Annotated in this window: 12 protein-coding genes; 3 read left to right on the plus strand and 9 right to left on the minus strand. The window is 71.0% G+C overall.

The features are described from left to right. Nucleotides 1-73: 73 nt before the first annotated feature. From QSK10_RS09385 to wrbA, 6 genes are all read right to left on the minus strand, one after another. Nucleotides 74-2,152: a flotillin family protein gene (locus QSK10_RS09385; RefSeq protein WP_285662230.1), complete on the minus strand. Its 2,079-nt coding sequence runs from the start codon at nt 2,150-2,152 to the stop codon at nt 74-76. A 38-nt stretch (nt 2,153-2,190) separates the two neighbouring features. Further along, nucleotides 2,191-2,814: a hypothetical protein gene (locus QSK10_RS09390; protein WP_285662231.1), complete on the minus strand. Its 624-nt coding sequence runs from the start codon at nt 2,812-2,814 to the stop codon at nt 2,191-2,193. Nucleotides 2,815-3,040: 226 nt separating this feature from the next. After that, nucleotides 3,041-4,132 carry an ABC transporter ATP-binding protein gene (locus QSK10_RS09395; protein ID WP_285662232.1) on the minus strand — a complete coding sequence of 364 codons (1,092 nt, stop codon included), beginning with the start codon at nt 4,130-4,132 and terminating at the stop codon, nt 3,041-3,043. Between the two features lie 135 nt (nt 4,133-4,267). Next, nucleotides 4,268-4,732, minus strand: a complete 465-nt coding sequence (locus QSK10_RS09400) for a MarR family winged helix-turn-helix transcriptional regulator (RefSeq protein ID WP_285662233.1) — start codon at nt 4,730-4,732, stop codon at nt 4,268-4,270. Between the two features lie 32 nt (nt 4,733-4,764). Continuing rightward, nucleotides 4,765-6,093 carry an MFS transporter gene (locus QSK10_RS09405; protein WP_285662234.1) on the minus strand — a complete coding sequence of 443 codons (1,329 nt, stop codon included), beginning with the start codon at nt 6,091-6,093 and terminating at the stop codon, nt 4,765-4,767. After that, a complete protein-coding gene (gene wrbA / locus QSK10_RS09410) occupies nt 6,090-6,704 on the minus strand; it encodes an NAD(P)H:quinone oxidoreductase (RefSeq protein ID WP_285662235.1) in 615 nt (204 codons plus the stop codon). The genes QSK10_RS09405 and wrbA overlap by 4 nt, the downstream gene beginning before the upstream one ends. A gap of 75 nt (nt 6,705-6,779) precedes the next feature. Here wrbA and QSK10_RS09415 point away from each other — a divergent pair, with 75 nt between their 5' ends. From QSK10_RS09415 to mqnP, 3 genes are all read left to right on the plus strand, one after another. Further along, nucleotides 6,780-7,226: a MarR family winged helix-turn-helix transcriptional regulator gene (locus QSK10_RS09415; protein WP_285662236.1), complete on the plus strand. Its 447-nt coding sequence runs from the start codon at nt 6,780-6,782 to the stop codon at nt 7,224-7,226. Nucleotides 7,227-7,291: 65 nt separating this feature from the next. After that, nucleotides 7,292-8,749, plus strand: a complete 1,458-nt coding sequence (locus QSK10_RS09420) for a menaquinone biosynthesis decarboxylase (RefSeq protein ID WP_285662237.1) — start codon at nt 7,292-7,294, stop codon at nt 8,747-8,749. A gap of 25 nt (nt 8,750-8,774) precedes the next feature. Then, nucleotides 8,775-9,680, plus strand: a complete 906-nt coding sequence (mqnP, locus tag QSK10_RS09425; RefSeq protein ID WP_285662238.1) for a menaquinone biosynthesis prenyltransferase MqnP — start codon at nt 8,775-8,777, stop codon at nt 9,678-9,680. A gap of 47 nt (nt 9,681-9,727) precedes the next feature. Here mqnP and QSK10_RS09430 read toward each other — a convergent pair whose 3' ends face one another. The 3 genes from QSK10_RS09430 to QSK10_RS09440 all read right to left on the minus strand — a co-directional run bounded on the left by QSK10_RS09430 (nt 9,728) and on the right by QSK10_RS09440 (nt 18,101). Next, the gene (locus tag QSK10_RS09430) at nt 9,728-12,400 is read right to left on the minus strand and encodes an FG-GAP-like repeat-containing protein (RefSeq protein ID WP_285662239.1); all 2,673 of its coding nucleotides are present in this window, start codon (nt 12,398-12,400) and stop codon (nt 9,728-9,730) included. A 138-nt stretch (nt 12,401-12,538) separates the two neighbouring features. Next, nucleotides 12,539-15,247, minus strand: coding sequence for an FG-GAP-like repeat-containing protein (locus QSK10_RS09435; RefSeq protein ID WP_285662240.1), 2,709 nt, complete (start codon nt 15,245-15,247; stop codon nt 12,539-12,541). Between the two features lie 115 nt (nt 15,248-15,362). Then, nucleotides 15,363-18,101, minus strand: coding sequence for an FG-GAP-like repeat-containing protein (locus QSK10_RS09440; RefSeq protein ID WP_285662241.1), 2,739 nt, complete (start codon nt 18,099-18,101; stop codon nt 15,363-15,365). Nucleotides 18,102-18,153 lie beyond the last annotated feature (52 nt).

Genomic DNA, 18,153 nt, shown 5'->3' on the forward strand with positions numbered 1-18,153 from the left:
AGGGCAATGACGAATAGGCGGGCGGGCACAAAGGAGTGGGACGGACGCCTCCCGGCGTCCGTCCCCAGTGGACCTACTTGGCGGCCGCGGTCAGCGCCGCCACCGGCGCGTCGGCCAGCCCCAGGCTGCGGGCCACGCCCAGCAGCTCGGTGAGCTTGTCGGCGTGCGGGCCGCCGTTGCCGATGAGCTTGACCAGCAGCGCCGAGATGGTGAGGTTCTTGACGTCCTCGGTGGACACCGACGACAGCAGGCGGGTGATGTCCTGCGTGAAGTCGCTGGACCCGTTCAGCCAGCTCGCGCCGAGCGTGGAGACCACATCGGACTGCTGGACGAAGCCGTCCACGGCCTTGCCCATGCCGATCGCGCCGGTGACGCGGTCGAAGAACGCCCCGTCGCCGCCGACGATGCTGATGTCGGCCTTCTCCAGGCCGGTGGCCAGGACCCGGGCCTGCGCCTCGGCGACCTCGCGGTGCACGTTGATGCCGGCCAGGCGCACGTCCTTCTCCGCCTCCAGGCGCAGCCGGAACTCCTCGTGCTCGCGGGACGCCTCGTCCAGCGCCGCCATCGCGGCCGCCTTCTGCGTGAGCCCCTCGGCCTCGCCGAGCAGCCGGTCCTTCAGGGCCTGCGCCTCGGCGCGGCCCTTCGCCTCCAGCGCGGCGGCCTCGGACGCGCCGGTCTCGCGCAGCACCTCGGCGCGCGCCTTGCCCTTCGCGGCCTCCGCGGCCGCCTCGGCCAGACCCGACTTCTCGATGACGTCGGCCTCCTGCTCGCGGACCTGGACCTCGGCGAGACCGGTCGCGGCCATCTCGGCCTGGACGCCCTCGGCCAGGCGGATCTTGGCCCGCGCGTCCAGCTCGGCGGCCTGCTGGCGCGCCTCGGCCAGGATCAGGTTCTCGCGCGCCTTGTGCTTGGCCGCGGCCTCGGCGGCCTCGGCGGCCTTGATGTCCTTGACCAGGCCCTCCTGCGCCTCGGCCTCGGCCTGGATGATGATGGCCTGGCGGGTGCGCTCGGCCTCCTCGACGGTGCGCAGGCGCTTGATGTTCTCCTCCTGCTCGGCCACCGTCTTCTCCACCGCGATGCGTTCGCGGATGACCTCGGCGATCGAGCGCTTCTCGCCCTCGACCTCCTTGTCCTTGGAGATCGTGGACAGCTGGACCTCGCGCTCACGCGCGACGACCTCAAGCAGCCGGTCCTTCTCGATGCGCTCGGTCTCGATGGCGATGACGCGCTCGCGGTTCTTCTCGGCCACCGCGATCTCGCGGGCCTGGTTCTCCTTCTGGATGCCCAGCTGCTCCTCGGTGCGGATGTCGGCGGTGGACGACTTCAGCCGCTCCTCGGCGCGGACCTTCTCGATCTCGGCCTCCTCGCGGGCCCGCATCGTCTCGATCTCGCGCCGCTGCTTGATCTCGGCCTCCGACTGGCGCCGCTCCAGCTCCAGGATCGCCTCCTTGGCGTCCACGTCCTGGCGCTTGAGCTCCTTCTCCTGGTTGCGGCGGTAGTCGTTGGTGCGGACCGACTCGATCGCGGTCAGCTCGGTGATCTTGCGGATGCCCTGCGCGTCCAGGATGTTCTGCGGGTCGAGCTGCCCCATCGGGGTCTGCTCCAGGTAGTCGATCGCGGCGTCTTCGAGGCTGTACCCGTTCAGATCGGTGCCGATGACGCGGATGATCTGGTCGCGGAACTCGTCGCGCTTGGTGTACAGGTCGACGAAGTCGAGCTGCTTGCCGACGGTCTTGAGGGCCTCGGAGAACTTCGCGTTGAACAGCTCCTGGAGCGTGTGCTCATCGGAGGCGCGGGCGGTGCCGATCGCCTGCGCGACCTTGACGACGTCCTCGACGGTCTTGTTGACCCGCACGAAGAACGAGATGCGGATGTCGGCGCGGATGTTGTCCTGGCAGATCAGGCCCTCGGTGCCGGTCCGCTTGATCTCGATGGTCTTCACCGAGATGTCCATCAGCTCGGCCTTGTGCAGCACCGGGAGCACCACGGCGCCGGTGAACGTGACGTCCACTTTGCGCAGTTTGGAGATGATGAGGGCCTTGCCCTGCTCGACCTTGCGGAACAACCGCGAGACGGCGAACAGGATCACCAGCAGGATCACCAGGAGCACGGCGGCGACGACTACCGCCGTCGACGAGAAGAACTCAGTCATGTGTTCGACCTCGGTGTGAAGGGCAATTGGGCAATGTCTTACAGAGAAGTCGTGGGCAGTCCGTCGGCGCCGACCGGCGTCACGAAGAACACCTCGCGGATTTCGTCGTAGTCGAAGATCAGCGCGGTGTCACCGATCTTGAGCACGGCGTCCCCGTGGACGCGGACCTGCACGATCGAGGTCCCGCCACCGGGCGAGGAAACCTCCGCCTGACCGAAATCGCCGGTCACCCGTCCCGTTTTGATGAGACAAGGACGGCCGACCAGATCGGCGCGGGAAATGTTGGGTTCGGGCGCGAAAACCCGGCGCAACGGGGCGATGAACGCCCGCGTGAGCGCCCACGCCACGACCAGGGCGATGAGCAGCACGACGACGCCGAGGCCGATGCGCACGGCGAGAGGCGAATCCAGCAGCAATGCGGTCCCGATGAGACTGACCGTCCAGGAGAACAGGGTCATGAAGCTGATGACGATGGTGACGGGCACATGTCCCAGCCCAAGCCCCGCGAGGGCGCCACCGGTGTCCGCCGCGCCGGCGCCGTCCAGCACCTCGGAGTCGGCCAGCCCGATCAGGGTGAACAGCCAGAAACCGATGACCACCAGAAGCAGCACGGTGAACGGGACGGCCGGGAAAGCGAGACTGGCCTTGATGAGGGTGCTCACTCACACGCTCGCATTGCTGCGCCTCATACAGCCGATCCGCTCCTCACGTGGGTCTTGAATTCAAGGTAGCGGGTCGTGTCAAGAAAGCGGGCTGGCGGAATGGGGCGAAGTGAGTGGAGGAATGGGGGATGCGCGGGCCGAAAGGGGCGGATCAGCGTGATGGGGATCTCGGGCGGGCACGAAAAAACGGCCCGGAGCCCACGCCCCGGGCCGTCCACACACCAGATCAGACGGCGATGCGCTCGCCGCTCTCCGCGTGGAAGATGTGCTCCTTGCCGACCTGCGGCTTGATGTGCACGATCTCGCCGAGGCGCGGGATCTCGCCGCCCTGGGCGCGGACCACGAAGCGCTCGGCGCCGTTCCCGTTGCCCAGCTCGGCGAAGCCGTACACGTACGCGTCCGAGCCCAGCTCCTCGACCAGCTCCACCTCGACGGCGATGCCGGTGTCGGCGATGGTGCAGTGCTCGGGGCGGACGCCGACGGTCACGCTCTTCTGGCCGCCCTCGCCGGCCGCGGCGACCTGCTCGCGGGTCAGCGGGATCAGCGTGTCACCGAACTTGGCGCCGGTGTCGGTGAGCGGGACGGTCTTGATGTTCATCGCGGGCGAGCCCATGAAGCCGGCCACGAAGACGTTCTTGGGGGTCTCGTACAGGGCGCGCGGGGTGTCGACCTGCTGGAGGAGGCCGTCCAGCATGACCGCGACGCGGTGGCCCATCGTCATGGCCTCGACCTGGTCGTGGGTCACGTAGACGGTGGTGACGCCCAGGCGCTTCTGGAGCGAGGCGATCTGCGAACGCGTCTGGACGCGCAGCTTGGCGTCCAGGTTCGACAGCGGCTCGTCCATGAGGAAGACCTGCGGCTGGCGGACGATCGCGCGGCCCATCGCGACGCGCTGACGCTGACCGCCGGAGAGCGCCTTCGGCTTGCGCTTGAGGTAGTCCTCCAGCTGCAGCAGCTCGGCGGCCTCCTTGACGCGGGCGTCGATCTCGGCCTTGGGGGTCTTGCGCAGCTTCAGCGCGAAGGCCATGTTCTCGTACACCGTCATGTGCGGGTACAGCGCGTAGTTCTGGAAGACCATCGCGATGTCGCGCGCCTTGGGCGGCAGGTTCGACACGTCGCGGTCGTCGATGAGGATCGCGCCCTCGTCGACGTCCTCCAGCCCGGCGAGCATGCGCAGGGAGGTCGACTTGCCGCAACCGGAGGGCCCGACGAGGACGAGGAACTCGCCGTCGGCGATCTCCAGGTCGAGCTTGTTCACCGCGGGCTTGTCGCTGCCCGGGTAGATGCGCGAGGCGGCCTTGTAGGTCACCGTGGCCATGGTGGCTCCATTCACCGGCAGGAACGTGCCGGACGATCCGAGTAAAGGGAGACGGCCCGTGAGGGCCGGTCCAGGTAGCGGCCATTTAAGCCGGTGATCACCGCCGCGGCAAGTGTCCGGAGGTGGTTCGTCCGGTTAGCGGCCGGTTTGGGTGGGGGGTTGTGGCCGGGGCGTGACCTGTCCCCGCGAGCGCAACTCGCCCGCCAGCAGCTCCAGCCCGCCCAGCACCTCCGCCACCGCGTCGGCGTCGAGGTCGCCGACGGTCTCCTCGGCGAGCCGGACCCAGGTCCGCCGCAGCGGCCCCATCAGGTCGCGGCCCTTCTCGGTGAGGGTGACGGCGTCCTCGGCGCCGGGGGCGCGGGTGATGAGGCCGCCGGTCTGGAGTTTGCGGACCATGACGGTGACGTTCGGGGGTTCGCAGCCGGTCTTGTCGGCGAGCTGCTTCAGGGCGAGCGGGCCGTGTTCCTGGAGGGCGAGCAGGAGGGTCTCGTGGCCGGGGTGGAGGCCGAGTTCGGCGAGGAGGGCGGTGGCGATGGCCTTGTGCCGGACGGCGATGGTGCGGATGGCGGTGTTGAGCGCGTCGGCCCTGGTGAAGTCCATCGTCGCCTCCTCGGCGTCACCGTTTCCGCAGTTCACACCCTACTCGGCCGCAGCAGGAGACCGACGATGGCGATGGCCACGGCGAGTCCGGCGGCGATGAGGAACTCGTGCCCGGCGGCGGTCAGCGCGGCCAGCCCGAGCGAGCTGCCGACCTGCCCGGCGGTGTTGGCGAGGCCGCCGACGGTGCCCGCGTCGCCGTCGGGGGCCTCGGCGGTGGCGGCGGCCATGAGCGTGGGGAACGTCAGGCCGATGCCGACGGCGATGATGAGCGTCGGGCCGAGGACGGCGGTGAGGTAGGCGCTGCCGCCGTCGGCGCGGGAGAGCCACACGAAGCCGATGACGAAGGCCGCCGCCCCGGCCAGGATGAGCGGCCGGACGCCCAGGCGCGGCAGCAGACCGGCGGCCACGCGCGCGACCAGCACGAACATCACCGCGGCGGGCGTCTGCCCGAGTCCCGCTTGCAGCGCGGTGTAGCCGAGCGCGTTCTGCAGGAGCATCGAGGAGAAGTACCACATCGCGATCGTGACGCCCCCGAACAGCAGCAGCATCAGGGTCCCGACGGCGATGCCGCGGGTGGCGAACAGCCGCAGCGGCATCATCGGCCGCGCCACCCGGGCCTGGACCGCCACGAACACCACCAGCAGGACCACGCCGCCGGCGATGGGCGCGAGGACCCACGGCGAGGTCCAGCCGTGCTCGCCGCCGCCCATGACGCCGTAGATCAGCGCGGCCAGGCCCGCGGTGCCGGTGACCGCGCCGGTCACGTCGAGGGACTCGCGGCGGCGGGTGGCGGCGGTCAGCGAGGCCAGCGCGAGGGCGATGAGCGCGGCCCCGATGGGCACGTTGATCAGGAACACCCACCGCCACGACAGGCCGCTGGTGAGGGCGCCGCCCGCGATGGCCCCGGCCATGCCGCCGACGCCGCCGGACGCCGACCACGCCCCGAAGGCCCGGGCCCGCGCGCCCGGCTCGGTGAAGGTCGTGTTGATGACCGCGAGGGTCGCGGGGGCGAGCAGGGCCGCGCCGACGCCCTGGGCGACGCGGGCGCCGACGAGGACGCCGGGTGTCTGCGCGAGCCCGGCGACCAGGCTGGCGGCGGAGAAGAGCAGGAGCCCGCCGGTGAGCATCCGGCGGTGCCCGAAGACGTCGGCGGCGCGTCCGCCCAGGAGCATGAACCCGGCGAAGGTGAGCAGGTAGCCGTTGACCACCCAGGCCAGGCCGGTGCCGAAGCCGAGTTCGTGGTCGACGGCGGGCAGGGCGACGTTCACGATGGACGCGTCGAGGATGACCATGAACTGGGCGGCGCAGACGAGCGCGAGGACGGGCCCGGTGGAGCGGGTCCGGGGCAGGACGGCGGTCACGCGAGGACTCCTTCGCGCAGGCGCAGGGCGACGCGGGTGAGGCGGCGGCCCTGGTGGGCGGCGGCTTCGAGGGTCGCGGCGGCGGGGCCCTCGGGGCTGGCGGAGCCGACGTGGGAGGTGCCGTAGGGGTTGCCGCCGGCGGCGTAGACGGAGGCGTCGGTGTAGCCGGGCGGGACGATGAGCGCGCCCCAGTGGTAGAAGACGTTGCTCAGCGACAGCAGGGTCGCCTCGGCGCCGCCGTGCCGGTTGTAGGCCGAGGTGAAGGCGGTGACGGGCTTGTCGACCATGACCCGGTCGCTCCACAGCCCGGCGGCCCGGTCGATGAAGCGCTTGAGCTGCGCGGCGGGCGTCCCGAAGCGGGTGGGGGTGCCGAAGGCGTAGGCGTCGGCCCAGGCGAGGTCGTCGAGCGCGGCCTCGGGGACGGCGGCGGTGGACGCGAGGTGCTCGCGCCAGCCCGGGGTGGCGTCGATCTCGGCGTCGGTGGCCAGTTCGGCGGCCCTGCGCAGGCGGACCTCGGCCCCTTCCTCGATGGCCCCGGCGGCGAGGGCCTCGGCGAGGGCGTGGACGGCGCCGGTGGCGCTGTAGTAGATGACGGCGACCTTGACGGTCATGGCGGTACTCCTCGGCTAGGATTTAGTTATCCGCATAATAGTTATGCGCATAACCATCCTGTCAAGGAGGACCCCGTGGACTTCGACCGCGCCGACGCCGTCAACCAGGCGATCCGCCTGCTCAGCCTGCGTCACCGCGCCCGCGCGGCGACCTTGCTCACCCCGCTCGGGCTGCACACCGGGCAGGAGGCGCTGCTGCTCGAACTCGACCGCAGCGGCCCCTCCATCCAGGCGCAGCTGAGCGAGGCCCTGGGCAGCGAGCCGCCGAGCGTGACGCTCATGGTCCGCAAGCTGGAGGGCGCCGGACTCGTCCGCCGCGCGCCGTCCGCGGCCGACCGGCGGGCGAGCGTCGTCGAGCTCACCGAGGACGGGAAGGCGCTGGTCGGGCGGGTCAAGGAGCTGTGGTGCGCGCTGGCCGAGGAGACCGTGGCCGGGCTCTCCGAGGAGACCGTGGCGGGCCTGCCGGAGCTGCTGCGGACGATGACGGCCAACGTCGACGGGCGACGGTCCGGCCACCGGTAGGGCCCGGCGTCACCCTCCGCGCCCGCGCGTGATCGACCCCGCCGGGGATCGGGTTCAATGACCCCATGGCCAAAGGCTTCCCGTACGCAGACCTGCCCGAGTTCCTCGCCGCGCTCGAACGCGACGGGGACCTGCGCAGGGTCACCGCGTCCGTAGACCCGACCCTGGAGATCAGCGAGATCACCCAGCGCGTCGTCCGCGCCGGTGGACCCGCCCTGCTGTTCGAGAACCCCACCCGGGGCGCGATGCCCGTGGCGATGAACCTGTTCGGGACCATCGAGCGCACCGCCAAGGCCCTCGGCGTGGCGAACCTGGACGAGATCGGCGCGCGCATCGGCGACCTGATCAAGCCGGAGCTGCCGGTGGGCTGGTCGGGCATCCGCGAGGGCCTGGGCAAGGTCATGCAGCTGAAGTCGCTGCCGCCGAAGAAGCTCAAGTCGGCGCCCTGCCAGGAGATCGTGTACAAGGGCGACAAGGTCGACCTGAACCGGCTGCCGGGGCTGATGACCTGGCCCGGGGACGGCGGGATCTTCCACAACTACGGCCTCACCCACACCAAGCACCCCGAGACCGGCAAGCGCAACCTGGGCCTCTACCGGCTCCAGCAGCACGACCACAAGACCCTCGGGATGCACTGGCAGATCCACAAGGACTCCACCGCCCACCACGCCGTCGCCGAGCGGCGCGGTGAGCGGCTGCCGGTGGCCATCGCCTTCGGCTGCGATCCGGTGGTGTCCTACTCGGCCTCGGCGCCGCTGCCCGGGGACATCGACGAGTACCTCTTCGCGGGCTTCCTGCGGGGCGCGCGCGTGGAGATGGTGGACTGCCTGACCGTCCCGCTCCAGGTCCCGGCCAACGCGCAGGTCGTGCTGGAGGGCTACGTCGAGCCGGGCGAGCGCCTGCCGGAGGGCCCCTTCGGGGACCACACCGGCTATTACACGCCGGTCGAGCCGTTCCCGGTGTTCCACGTCGAGGCGATGACGACGCAGAAGAACCCGGTCTACCACTCGATCGTGACCTCGCGCCCGCCGCAGGAGGACCTCGGGCTGGGCAAGGCCACCGAGCGGATCTTCCTGCCGCTGATCAAGCTGATGATCCCCGACATCGTGGACATGAACATGCCCGAGCCGGGCGTCTTCCACAACGCGCTGGTGGTGTCGATCCGCAAGCGCTACCCCAAGCACGCGCAGAAGGTCATGAACGCGGTGTGGGGTCTGCACCTGCTGTCGCTGACCAAGCTGATCGTGGTGGTGGACGAGGACTGCGACGTCCAGGACCTGCGCGAGGTCGCCTTCCGCGCGTTCGGGAACGTCGACTACAAGCACGACCTCCTGCTCACCGAGGGCCCGGTCGATCACCTCGACCACGCGTCCTACCAGCAGTTCTGGGGCGGCAAGGCCGGGGTGGACGCCACCGCGAAGCTCCCGACCGAGGGCTACACGCGCGGCTGGCCGGACCTGACGGTGATGTCGCCGGACATGGTCGCCCAGGTCGACCGCCGGTGGAAGGAGTTCGGGCTGTGACCGCTTCTCTACCGGAGGTCCGTCGATGAACGCCGCCGCGCCCGCCGCACGCGTCAACCCCGTCCGCGCGTTCACGCGCCTGGTGGTGATCGAGCACTCGGTGTTCGCGCTGCCCTTCGCCTACATCGGCGCGCTCACCGCCATGCGCCTGAACCCGCCGGCCTCCGGCGGGTGGGTGCGGTGGGTGGACCTGCTGCTGGTGACCGTGGCGATGGTGGCGGGGCGGACCTTCGCGATGGCCGCCAACCGCATCATCGACCGGCACATCGACGCGGGCAACCCGCGCACCGCCAAGCGTGAGCTGGTGACGGGCGCGGTGAGCCTGAAGACCGCCTACGCGGGCTCGGCGGTGGCGCTGGTGGTGTTCTTCGCGGCGGCGGCCCTGCTGAACCCGCTGTGCCTGTACCTGTCGCCGCTGGCCATCGCCCCGATGGTGCTGTACCCGTACGGGAAGCGGTTCACCAACTACCCGCACCTGATCCTGGCGATCGCGCAGGCCGTGGCGCCGGTCGGCGCGTGGCTGGCCGTCACCGGGACCTTCGACGGGGCGTCCCCGGCGATCATCCTGGGCGCGGCGGTCGGGCTGTGGATCGGCGGCTTCGACCTCATGTACGCCTGCCAGGACGTGGCCGCCGACCGCACCAACGGCGTGAAGTCCTTCCCCGCGAAGTGGGGCATCAAGGCCTCGCTGTGGACGTCGAGCGTCGTCCACGTGGTGACCTTCGCGCTGTTCGTGTGGTTCGGGATGAAGGCGGAGTTCTCGTGGCCGTGGTGGATCGGGCTGGGGCTGACGGCGGCGTCCTTCGTCTACCAGCACTCGATCGTGAAGACCGATGACCTGTCGAAGGTGAACCGGGCGTTCTTCACCTCGAACGGCTTCGTCGGCATCGCGCTGTTCCTGTTCGCGCTGCTGGACCTGGTCCTGCGCTAGCTCTCCGGCGAAAGGGGCCGCTCCCGGTGGGAGCGGCCCCTTTCGCTTTAGAACGTGCCGAAGAGATCGCCGTTCTCGGCGGCTCCGGGCACGCCCGGGGAGTCCTCGCCGAAGTAGGTCGCGCCGGTGCCGGTGAGCCCGCCGGATCCGATGTAGACGACGGTGAACGCGCCCTGCCGGTCGTCCTCGCCCGGCGCGCCCACCAGGAGGGCGGGCTTGGCGCCGGACAGGAAGCGCAGGCTCGCGCCCCACTTGTCCCCGGCCTCCTGCGAGCCCGGGATCCCGGCCGTCTCCTGGCTCCACCACACGCTCGCGCCGGAACTGAGGCCCGTGGCGGTACCGGGGATCACCGAGAGGTACTCGTCGCCGTAGGAGAACACCGCCAGGTCGGCGCGACCGTCCCCATTGGAGTCACCGGCGGCGAGGTTGTCGCCGAAGAAGTCGTTGTCGCCGGGCAGCCCGACGATGCCGGGGGTGTCCTGGGAGATCTCGGCGGCCCCGGCGGTGCCCAGCTTGGACCCGTCGGAGTAGAGGATCGTGACCGTCCCGGCGTCGGTGACACCACTGACCAGGCTGCCGGGCGCGGAGGCGGCCAGGTCGTCGCGTCCATCGCCGTTGAAGTCGGCCAGCGCCACTTCCAGGCCGAACTCGTCGGCACCGTCCCCTGTGGACGGCTCGTACTTCCCGGCCGTACCGGGGACGCCCGGTGTCTCCTTGGAGATCCGCTGCCTGGGATCGACCGGCAGCCCGTTGCGGCCACCCTTGTAGACCAGCACCGCACCGGTCGACCAGCCCTTGTCGCCGGTGTCGCCGGGCGCGCCCACCGCCAGGTCGTCGAAGTGATCACCGTCGATGTCACCGGTGGCCAGGGACCAGCCGAAGCGCTCCCCGGCGACCGGGTCGCCCACCGGCCGCAGCCACGTCTTCCACACCGGACCAGTCGGCGTGCCCGAGTAGACCTCGACCCCGCCGCCGGACGTGCCGGGCGCACCCAGGGCGATGTCGTCGCGCCCGTCGCCGTCGAAGTCACCGGCCGCCAGGGACCAGCCCAGCGTCAGCCGGGCCGCGGCCCGCGACCAGATCGAGGTGGAGCCCATGGTGGCCAGTCCGTTCGCCGAGCCGTAGAGGATCTCGGCCATCCCCGACTCCGCCGCGCCGTCGCTCTCACCGGGCGCGGCCACCGCCAGGTCGGCGTAACCGTCGCCGTTGAAGTCGCCGGAGGCCAGCGCCCGCCCGAGCATGTCACCGTCCTCATTGGACCCGTCGAGGCCCGGCGTGTTCTGGTCCAGCGCCCGCGAACCCGTCACGGTCACCCCCGAGGCCGTCCCCGCGAACACGTGGAACTGGCCGGTGTCGGTGGCGTCCCCGGTGTCCTCATCCGGCGTGCCCACCGCCACGTCGGCGTAGCCGTCGGCATTGAAGTCCCACGGCACCGGCCGCACCGTCACCGTCGCCGTCCACGTCGCCGGGCGGTGCCCGGCGTCCCCGGCGTAGTCGAGGGTGAAGCGGATCGGGCCGGTCAGGCGTCCCGGGTCGTGCCGGAACGCGAAGGTCCCGTCGGCGGCGGTGGTCACCGTGCTCCGGTAGGTGCCCGAGCCGTCGACGCGGGTCAGCGCCAGCGGGACCGCCCCGCCCGGGCCGCGCTTCAGCGTCCCGCTCACGTCGAAGGCGCTCTTGTACTCCACCGCCGCCGGTGCCGTGACCTCGATGGACGGCAGGTACGTCCCGGCGTCGCCCAGCACGAACAGCTTCACCTCGGCCGTCGCCGGATCGCCGCCCAGCGCCAGGATCCGGCCGTCGCCGGTGAAGGCGATCCGGGCCGGCTCCACCGCGTCCGGCATCGCGTACCGCCGGTTCTCGGCACCCGGCAGCCCGCCGGACACGTCGACCACCGACAGCGCCGCCCGCTCACCGCTCCCGTCGTAGACCGCCAGGTGCCGCCCGTCCGGGCTCACCGCCACGTCCCACGGCTCGACCACAGTGGACAGCGGCGCGGGATCGCTCAAACCCGGCGCGCGGTACACCGTCAGCGAACCCGCCGCGCCCGAGCGGACCGCGACCTGGCCGGTGAGCGGCAGGTAGGCCGCGCCGTCGCAGCAGTCCTCACCGGTGAGCTCACCCTTCTGCACCGGCGTTCCGCCGGTCACGTCGTACAGCGCGACCTTTTCGTAGGGCGCGAGCACGAGCAGCCGCCCCGGCCCCGCCGGGGACAGGCTCACGCCGGTGGGCAGCGAGAGTCCACTGTCGACGAACGCGCCGGTGGCGGGATCCAGCGAGCCCAGCCCGCCCGCGTAGCTCTGGCAGTCGTGGAAGCCGAACCAGAACCGGCCCCCGCTGAACGCGCCCGCGTCCGGGCACACCGACTCCGGCAACCCCACCTGCCGGATCGCCAGGGAGGCGGCGTCGATGACCTGCACCCGCGCCTGATCGCTCTCGATGACGTACACAGTGGACCCGTCGCCGCCGAGGGCGAGCGAGCGCGGCCAGGCCAGCTCGGCGAACGAGCGCTGCACAACGCCGTCCAGGCCCACGACGGCGACGGAGTTCCCCGCCGCCACGAAGACCCGCTGCCGGGCGGCGTCCAGCACGAAGTCCGAGCTGTCGGCGGGCAGCGCCACGGCCGTGTAGCCGGGATCCTCGGCCACGGCGGCGGGCGGGGCGATCAAGAGAGCGGTGGCCAAGGCCAGCGCGGAGACTGTGGCATGGGTGCGCGGTGACATGGCTTCTCCCTCAGGCCTGCCGGTGACCGTAGGTGCACTACGGGCACAGCGAAGCTCGCCCATGTGAATGGACGTGCGCCACGCCGTGAAAAAGGGCCGCCCCTGAGGAGACGGCCCTTTCACTATCGGTATTCGAGGTCAGAAGGTGCCGAAACGGTCACCGTTCTCCGGCTCGCCCGGAACACCCGGCGTCCCCTCGCCGAAGTACTGCGCACCCTCGCCGGTGAGCCCGTTCCGTCCGATGTAGACGACGGTGAACGCGCCCTGCCGGTCGTCCTCGCCCGGCGCGCCGACCAGAAGAGCAGGTTTGGCGCCACCGAGGAAGCGCAGGCTCGCGCCCCACTTGTCCCCGGACTCCTGCGAACCCGGGACGCCCGGCGAATCCTGGCTCCACCACACGCTCTTGCCGAAGGCGAGGCCGTCGACCGAGCCCGGGATGACGGAGAGGTAGTCGTCGCCGTAGGAGAAGAGCGCCAGATCGGCGATCCCGTCGCCATTGGAGTCACCGGCGGCGAGGTTGTCGCCGAAGAAGTCGTTCTCGCCGGGAAGGCCGACGATGCCGGGGGTGTCCTGGCTCATCTCGAAAGCCCAGTCGGTACCGATGCGCGAGCCGTCGGAGTACAGGACGGTCACCGTCCCGGCATCGGTCACACCGTTCACCGCGCTGCCGGGGGCGGACGCGGCGAGATCGGCCTTGCCGTCACCGTTGAAGTCGGCGAGGACGACCTTCAGGCCGAACTCGTCGGCGCCGTCACCGGTGCGGGGTTCGTACTTGCCAGGTGAGCCGGGGACGCCGGGGGTGTTCTTGGTGATGCGCTGGACGTCGTCGCCGAGCCCGCCAGCATCGCCTTGGAACAAGTAGACCGCACCCGTCGACCAGCCCTTGTCCTGTGCATCGCCGGGCACGCCCACCGCGAGGTCGTCGCGGCCATCCTGATCAACGTCTCCGGTTGCCAGCGACCAGCCGAATCTGTCACCGAGGGCCTGCTCTCCGCCGGTGTCGTACTCCGACAGCTGCATGCGCCAGGCCAGGCCCGTGGGGGTGCCGTGGTACACGCGGACGCGTCCGCCGAAGTCGCCCGGCAAGCCGACGGCGAGGTCGGAGACGCCGTCGCCGTCGAAGTCCCCGGCGGCCAGCGACGAGCCCAGCCAGTCGTGGGTGTACTTCCCTTCCGGCCACAAGGAACCGGAGCCGCTCGTGGTGAGCCCGGCGGCCGATCCGTACAAGATCTCCACCATGCCGGAGTCGGCGGTGGTGTCGTCTTCGCCCGGCGCGCCGACGGCGAGGTCGGCGTAGCCATCGTCATTGAAATCCCCGGACGCGGTGGCCTGCCCGAGCCGGTCGTCGGCCTCGTTGGTGCCGTCCACGCCGGGCGTGTTCTGGTCCATCGCACGAGAACCGGACGCGGTGACGCCCGAGGCGGTGCCGTAGAGGACGTGGAACTGCCCGGTGTCGGTGGTGCGCCCGTCGTCTTCGCCGGGGGTGCCCACGACGACGTCGGTGTACCCGTCGCCGTTGAAGTCCCAGGCGGTGGGCCGGACGGTGACCTTGCCGGTCCACCTGGCCGCCGCGTGCTCGGCGTCGCCCGCGTAGGTGATCCTGTACTCGGCCGAGCCGGTCACGTCGGCCTTCTCGGCGAAGGTGAAGGAACCGTCCGGCGCGGTGGTGACCGTGCTCTGCCGCGTCCCGGCACGGGTGACACGGGTGACCGTCACGGTCGCGCTCACGTCGATCCCCTTCACCACACCGGTCAGCGTCACGCTCTCCCGGTGCCCGACCCGGGCGGGTGCGGTGGCGGTGATGGACGTGGCGGCCTTCGTGGCGTCGCGCATGACGAAGATCGTCGGGGTCCGGGTGTTCCATTCGGTGCCCGCGGCCAGGACGGTGCCGTCGGCGCCGGCGATGACCCGCCGCGCGTCCATCACCGGGCCGGGCAGGACGTATTCGCGCAGCAGCTCACCGGGCGTGCCGGAGGTCAGGTCGCGCACGCCGACGGCGGCGGAGATGCCCTCCGTGCGCAGGACCGCCAGGAACCGGTGGTCCGGGCTGACGTCCACGCCCAACGCGCGGTCGTGCTCCGCCATCCGGCGCGGCGCGGCGGTCAGGTCGTTCGCCGAGTACAGCGCGAGGGCCGTTCCGTCCCCGGGCACCACGGCCACCTCGTCGGTCTTCGGCAGCGCGATCGAGGTTCCGCGCCAGGAACCGCCCGCGATGGTGCCGAGCACGACGGGAGCCGTTCCCGAGACGTCGATCAGCTCCTGGCCATAAGGCAGGGAGGCGTGGACGAACACCAGCCGGTCCGGCCGGTCGGGCAGCGCGCGCAGCTCGGTGGCCAGCCCGAGTGAGAGCCCGCCGTCGGTGACCGTACCGGTGGCGGGATCGTAGGACGCGAATCCCGTCCCGGCCCGCCCGCACTTCTGGTAGTCGAACCAGAGGCGCCCACCGGTGAACACGCTCCGGTTCGGGCAGATCGAGGGGTCGAGAGCCACGCTGCTCTTGGCGTAGGTGACGGTGTCGATCACGTTGAGGCGGGGCTTGCCCTCATCGAGGGTGTAGAGGGTGTTCCCGTCGGCGCTCAGACTGAGGCTGCTCGGGAACCCGAGGCCGCCGGTGATCTCCTTGACCTTCGTACCGTCGAGATCGCGGATGAACACCCAGCCCGCCTCCGCGGTGAGGATGTGCTGCCGTGCCGCGTCATAGGCGAAGTCGGCGTAGCCGAGAGGGAACGGGATGGAGGTGATCCCGGCATCGGGTACCTCCGCCACCGCCTGCGGTGCGCCGATGAGCACACCGGCGAGAACGGCGAGCGCCGCCAGGAGGGCGCGCACGCGCGTGCGTCTGTTCATGTGTCTTCCGGGGGTGTGGGCATCAAGAAGGGCGAGCCCGATCTTATCCCCGGTCGATCTTGCCCGGCACGGCGAAGGCCGCCCGCCGAAGCGGGCGGCCTTCGTCCATCACCTGCTAAAACGTCCCGAACCGGTCCCCGTTCTCCGGCTCGCCCGGCACGCCCGGCGTCCCTTCACCGAAGTACTGCGCGCCGTCCCCGGTCAACCCGTTCGGCCCGACCCACACCACGGTGAACGCACCCTGCCGGGAGTCCTCCCCCGGCGCGCCCACCAGCAGCGCCGGCCTCGCACCCCCGAGGAAGCGCATGCTCGCGCCCCACTTGTCGCCGCTCTCATGCGAGCCGGGGATGCCGGGTGAGTCCTGGGTCCAGGCCGTGGTCGAGGTCAGTGCGAGGCCGCCGGGGGCGCCGGGGGTCACGGTCACGTATTCGTCGCCGTAGCTGAAGATGGCCAGGTCGGACACGCCGTCGCCGTTGGAGTCACCGGCGGCGAGGTTGTCGCCGAAGAAGTCGTTGTCGTAGGGCAGGCCGATGATGCCGTCGGTGTCCTGGGTGATCTGGATGGAGCCGTCGGCGCTCAGTTCGGTGCCGTTGGAGTACAAGACGGTCACCGAGCCGGCGTCGGCCTGGTCGCCGAGGCGGGTTCCGGGCGCGGACGCGGCGAGGTCGGCCAGGCCGTCGCCGTTGAAGTCGCCCATCGCGACCTTGAGCCCGAACTCGTCGGCGCCGTCGCCGGTGCGGGGCTCGTACTTGCCGGGGGCGCCGGGGACGCCGGGGGTGTCCTTCGAGACGCGCTTGACGCGGTCGGTCCACAGGCCCCACTGGTCGGCGTGGACGATGACGACGGCGCCGGTGGACCAGCCCTTGTCCTCGTTGTCTCCGGGGATGCCGATGGCGAGGTCGGCGTAGCCGTCGGCGTCGATGTCACCGGTGGCCAGGGACCAGCCGAAGCGTTCGCCGGCGTCATCGGTCGTGGTGGGGAAGCCCTGGCCGCCCTGCCACATGACGCGGTCGAGGCGGAAGCCGGTGGGCGTGGAGAGGTAGGCGAAGACGGCGCCGCCGATGCCTGCCTGGGGCGCGCCGACGGCGAGGTCGTCGAGTCCGTCGCCGTTGAAGTCGCCGGAGGCGAGGGCGCGGCCGTAGGCGCCGTGGAAGTACCACTCCTGCCACAGGGACGTCGAGGCGGTCGTGGTGAGCCCGGCGGCGGAGCCGTAGAGGACCTCGACCATGCCCGCGTCGGTCCAGTCGCCGTCGTCCTCGCCGGGCGCGCCGACGGCGAGGTCGGCGTAACCGTCGCCGTTGAAGTCGCCGGAGGCGGTGGCCTGCCCGAGCATGTCGCCGGGCTCGTTGGCCCCGTCGACGCCGGGCGTGTTCTGGTCCATGGCGCGGGATCCGGACGCGGTCACGCCCGTGGCGGTGCCGTAGAGGACGTGGAACTGGCCGGTGTCGGTGGTGCCGCCGTCGTCCTCGCCGGGGGTGCCCACGACCGCGTCGGTGTAGCCGTCGCCGTTGAAGTCCCAGGGCAGGGTGCGCAGCTGCGTCGAGCCGGTCCAGGTGGAGGGCTCATGGGCGGCGTCCCCGGCGTAGGACACCGTGAAGGTGACTCGCCCGGCCAGCCCGGTGCCGTCGAAGGGGAACGCGAAGGTGCCGTCGGCGGCGGTGGTGATGGTGCTCAGGTGGGTTCCGGCGCGGTCGGTGCGGGTGACCGACAGGACCGTTCCGGCGCCGGGGCCGCGGTCGAGGCCGCCGGTGACCTCGAAGGACGCGCCGTGCTTCGCCACGGTGGGCACGGTGGCCTTGATGCGCGTGTCGTAGACGGTCGCGTTGTTCAGCACGAACATCGACGCGTCGGAGGTGTCGTAGTTGTAGCCGCTGACCACGATCCGGCCGTCACCGGTGAACAGCAGCCGGTAGCTCGGGGAGAAGTCCTCGGGCAGCTGGTACACGCGCAGCAGCTCACCGGGCGTCCCGGCGAGCAGGTCGCGGACGGCGACCGTCGCCGACCGGCCGTGCCACTCCAGCACCGCCAGGTAGCGGCGGTCGGGGCTGATCTCGACCGTCACGGGGTCGGCGTGCTCGGCGACGCGGACCGGCTCGGCCGACAGGTCACCGGCCGGGTAGATCGCCAGGGGCGAGGAGTCCCACAGGACGACGGCGAGCTCATCGGTGGCCGGGAGCGGGATCGCCGTGCCGCAGCAGTTCACGTCGGGGATGGAGTCGAGTTCGACCGGCGTTCCGGAGGTCACGTCGAAGAGCATCGGCCCGTACGGCGCGTAGCCGCGGATGAAGACGAGCCGGCCGGGGCTCTCCGGGAGAGCCCGGATGTCCAGGGCCAGGCCGACTTTCGCGTGGCCGTCGGTGAACTGCCCGGTGGCGGGGTCGAGGGAGCCGAGTCCGACGCCCTCGCCGTAGCAGCGGATGAAGGCGAACCAGAGCCTGCCGCCGGTGAACGTCGCCTCATAGGGGCACACGTTCGGGATGGGGAAGAACTTCACCGCGAAGGTGGTGGTGTCGAGGGTTCCCACGCGTTCGCGGTACTGCTCCAGGACGTAGAGGGTCTTCCCGTCGGGGCTGAGGGTCAGCGACCGCGGGTCGTCGAAGGCGGTGACGGTCCTCTGTACGGACCCGTCGAGCCTGACGACGCTGATCACATCGTGCGCGGCCACGAAGATCCGCTGGTGGAGGGTGTCGTAGGCCGCGTCGCGCACTTCGGTCGGGAAGGGCGCCTCGGTGTAGGGCGGCGGTTCCTCGGCGGCGGCAGACGGGTCGGCCGTCGCGGCGGCCGGGGCGAGCACGAGGGCGACGGTGGACAGTAAAGCGGCGACGGCGAAGCGCACGCCAAAGCGTCGGTTCATGAAATCCCCGTTGAGGATGGGCAATGGGCAAGGGCGAACGCCATGTTAATCC

Source organism: Actinorhabdospora filicis, from assembly GCF_030269765.1.
Lineage (GTDB): Bacteria > Actinomycetota > Actinomycetes > Mycobacteriales > Micromonosporaceae > Actinorhabdospora > Actinorhabdospora filicis.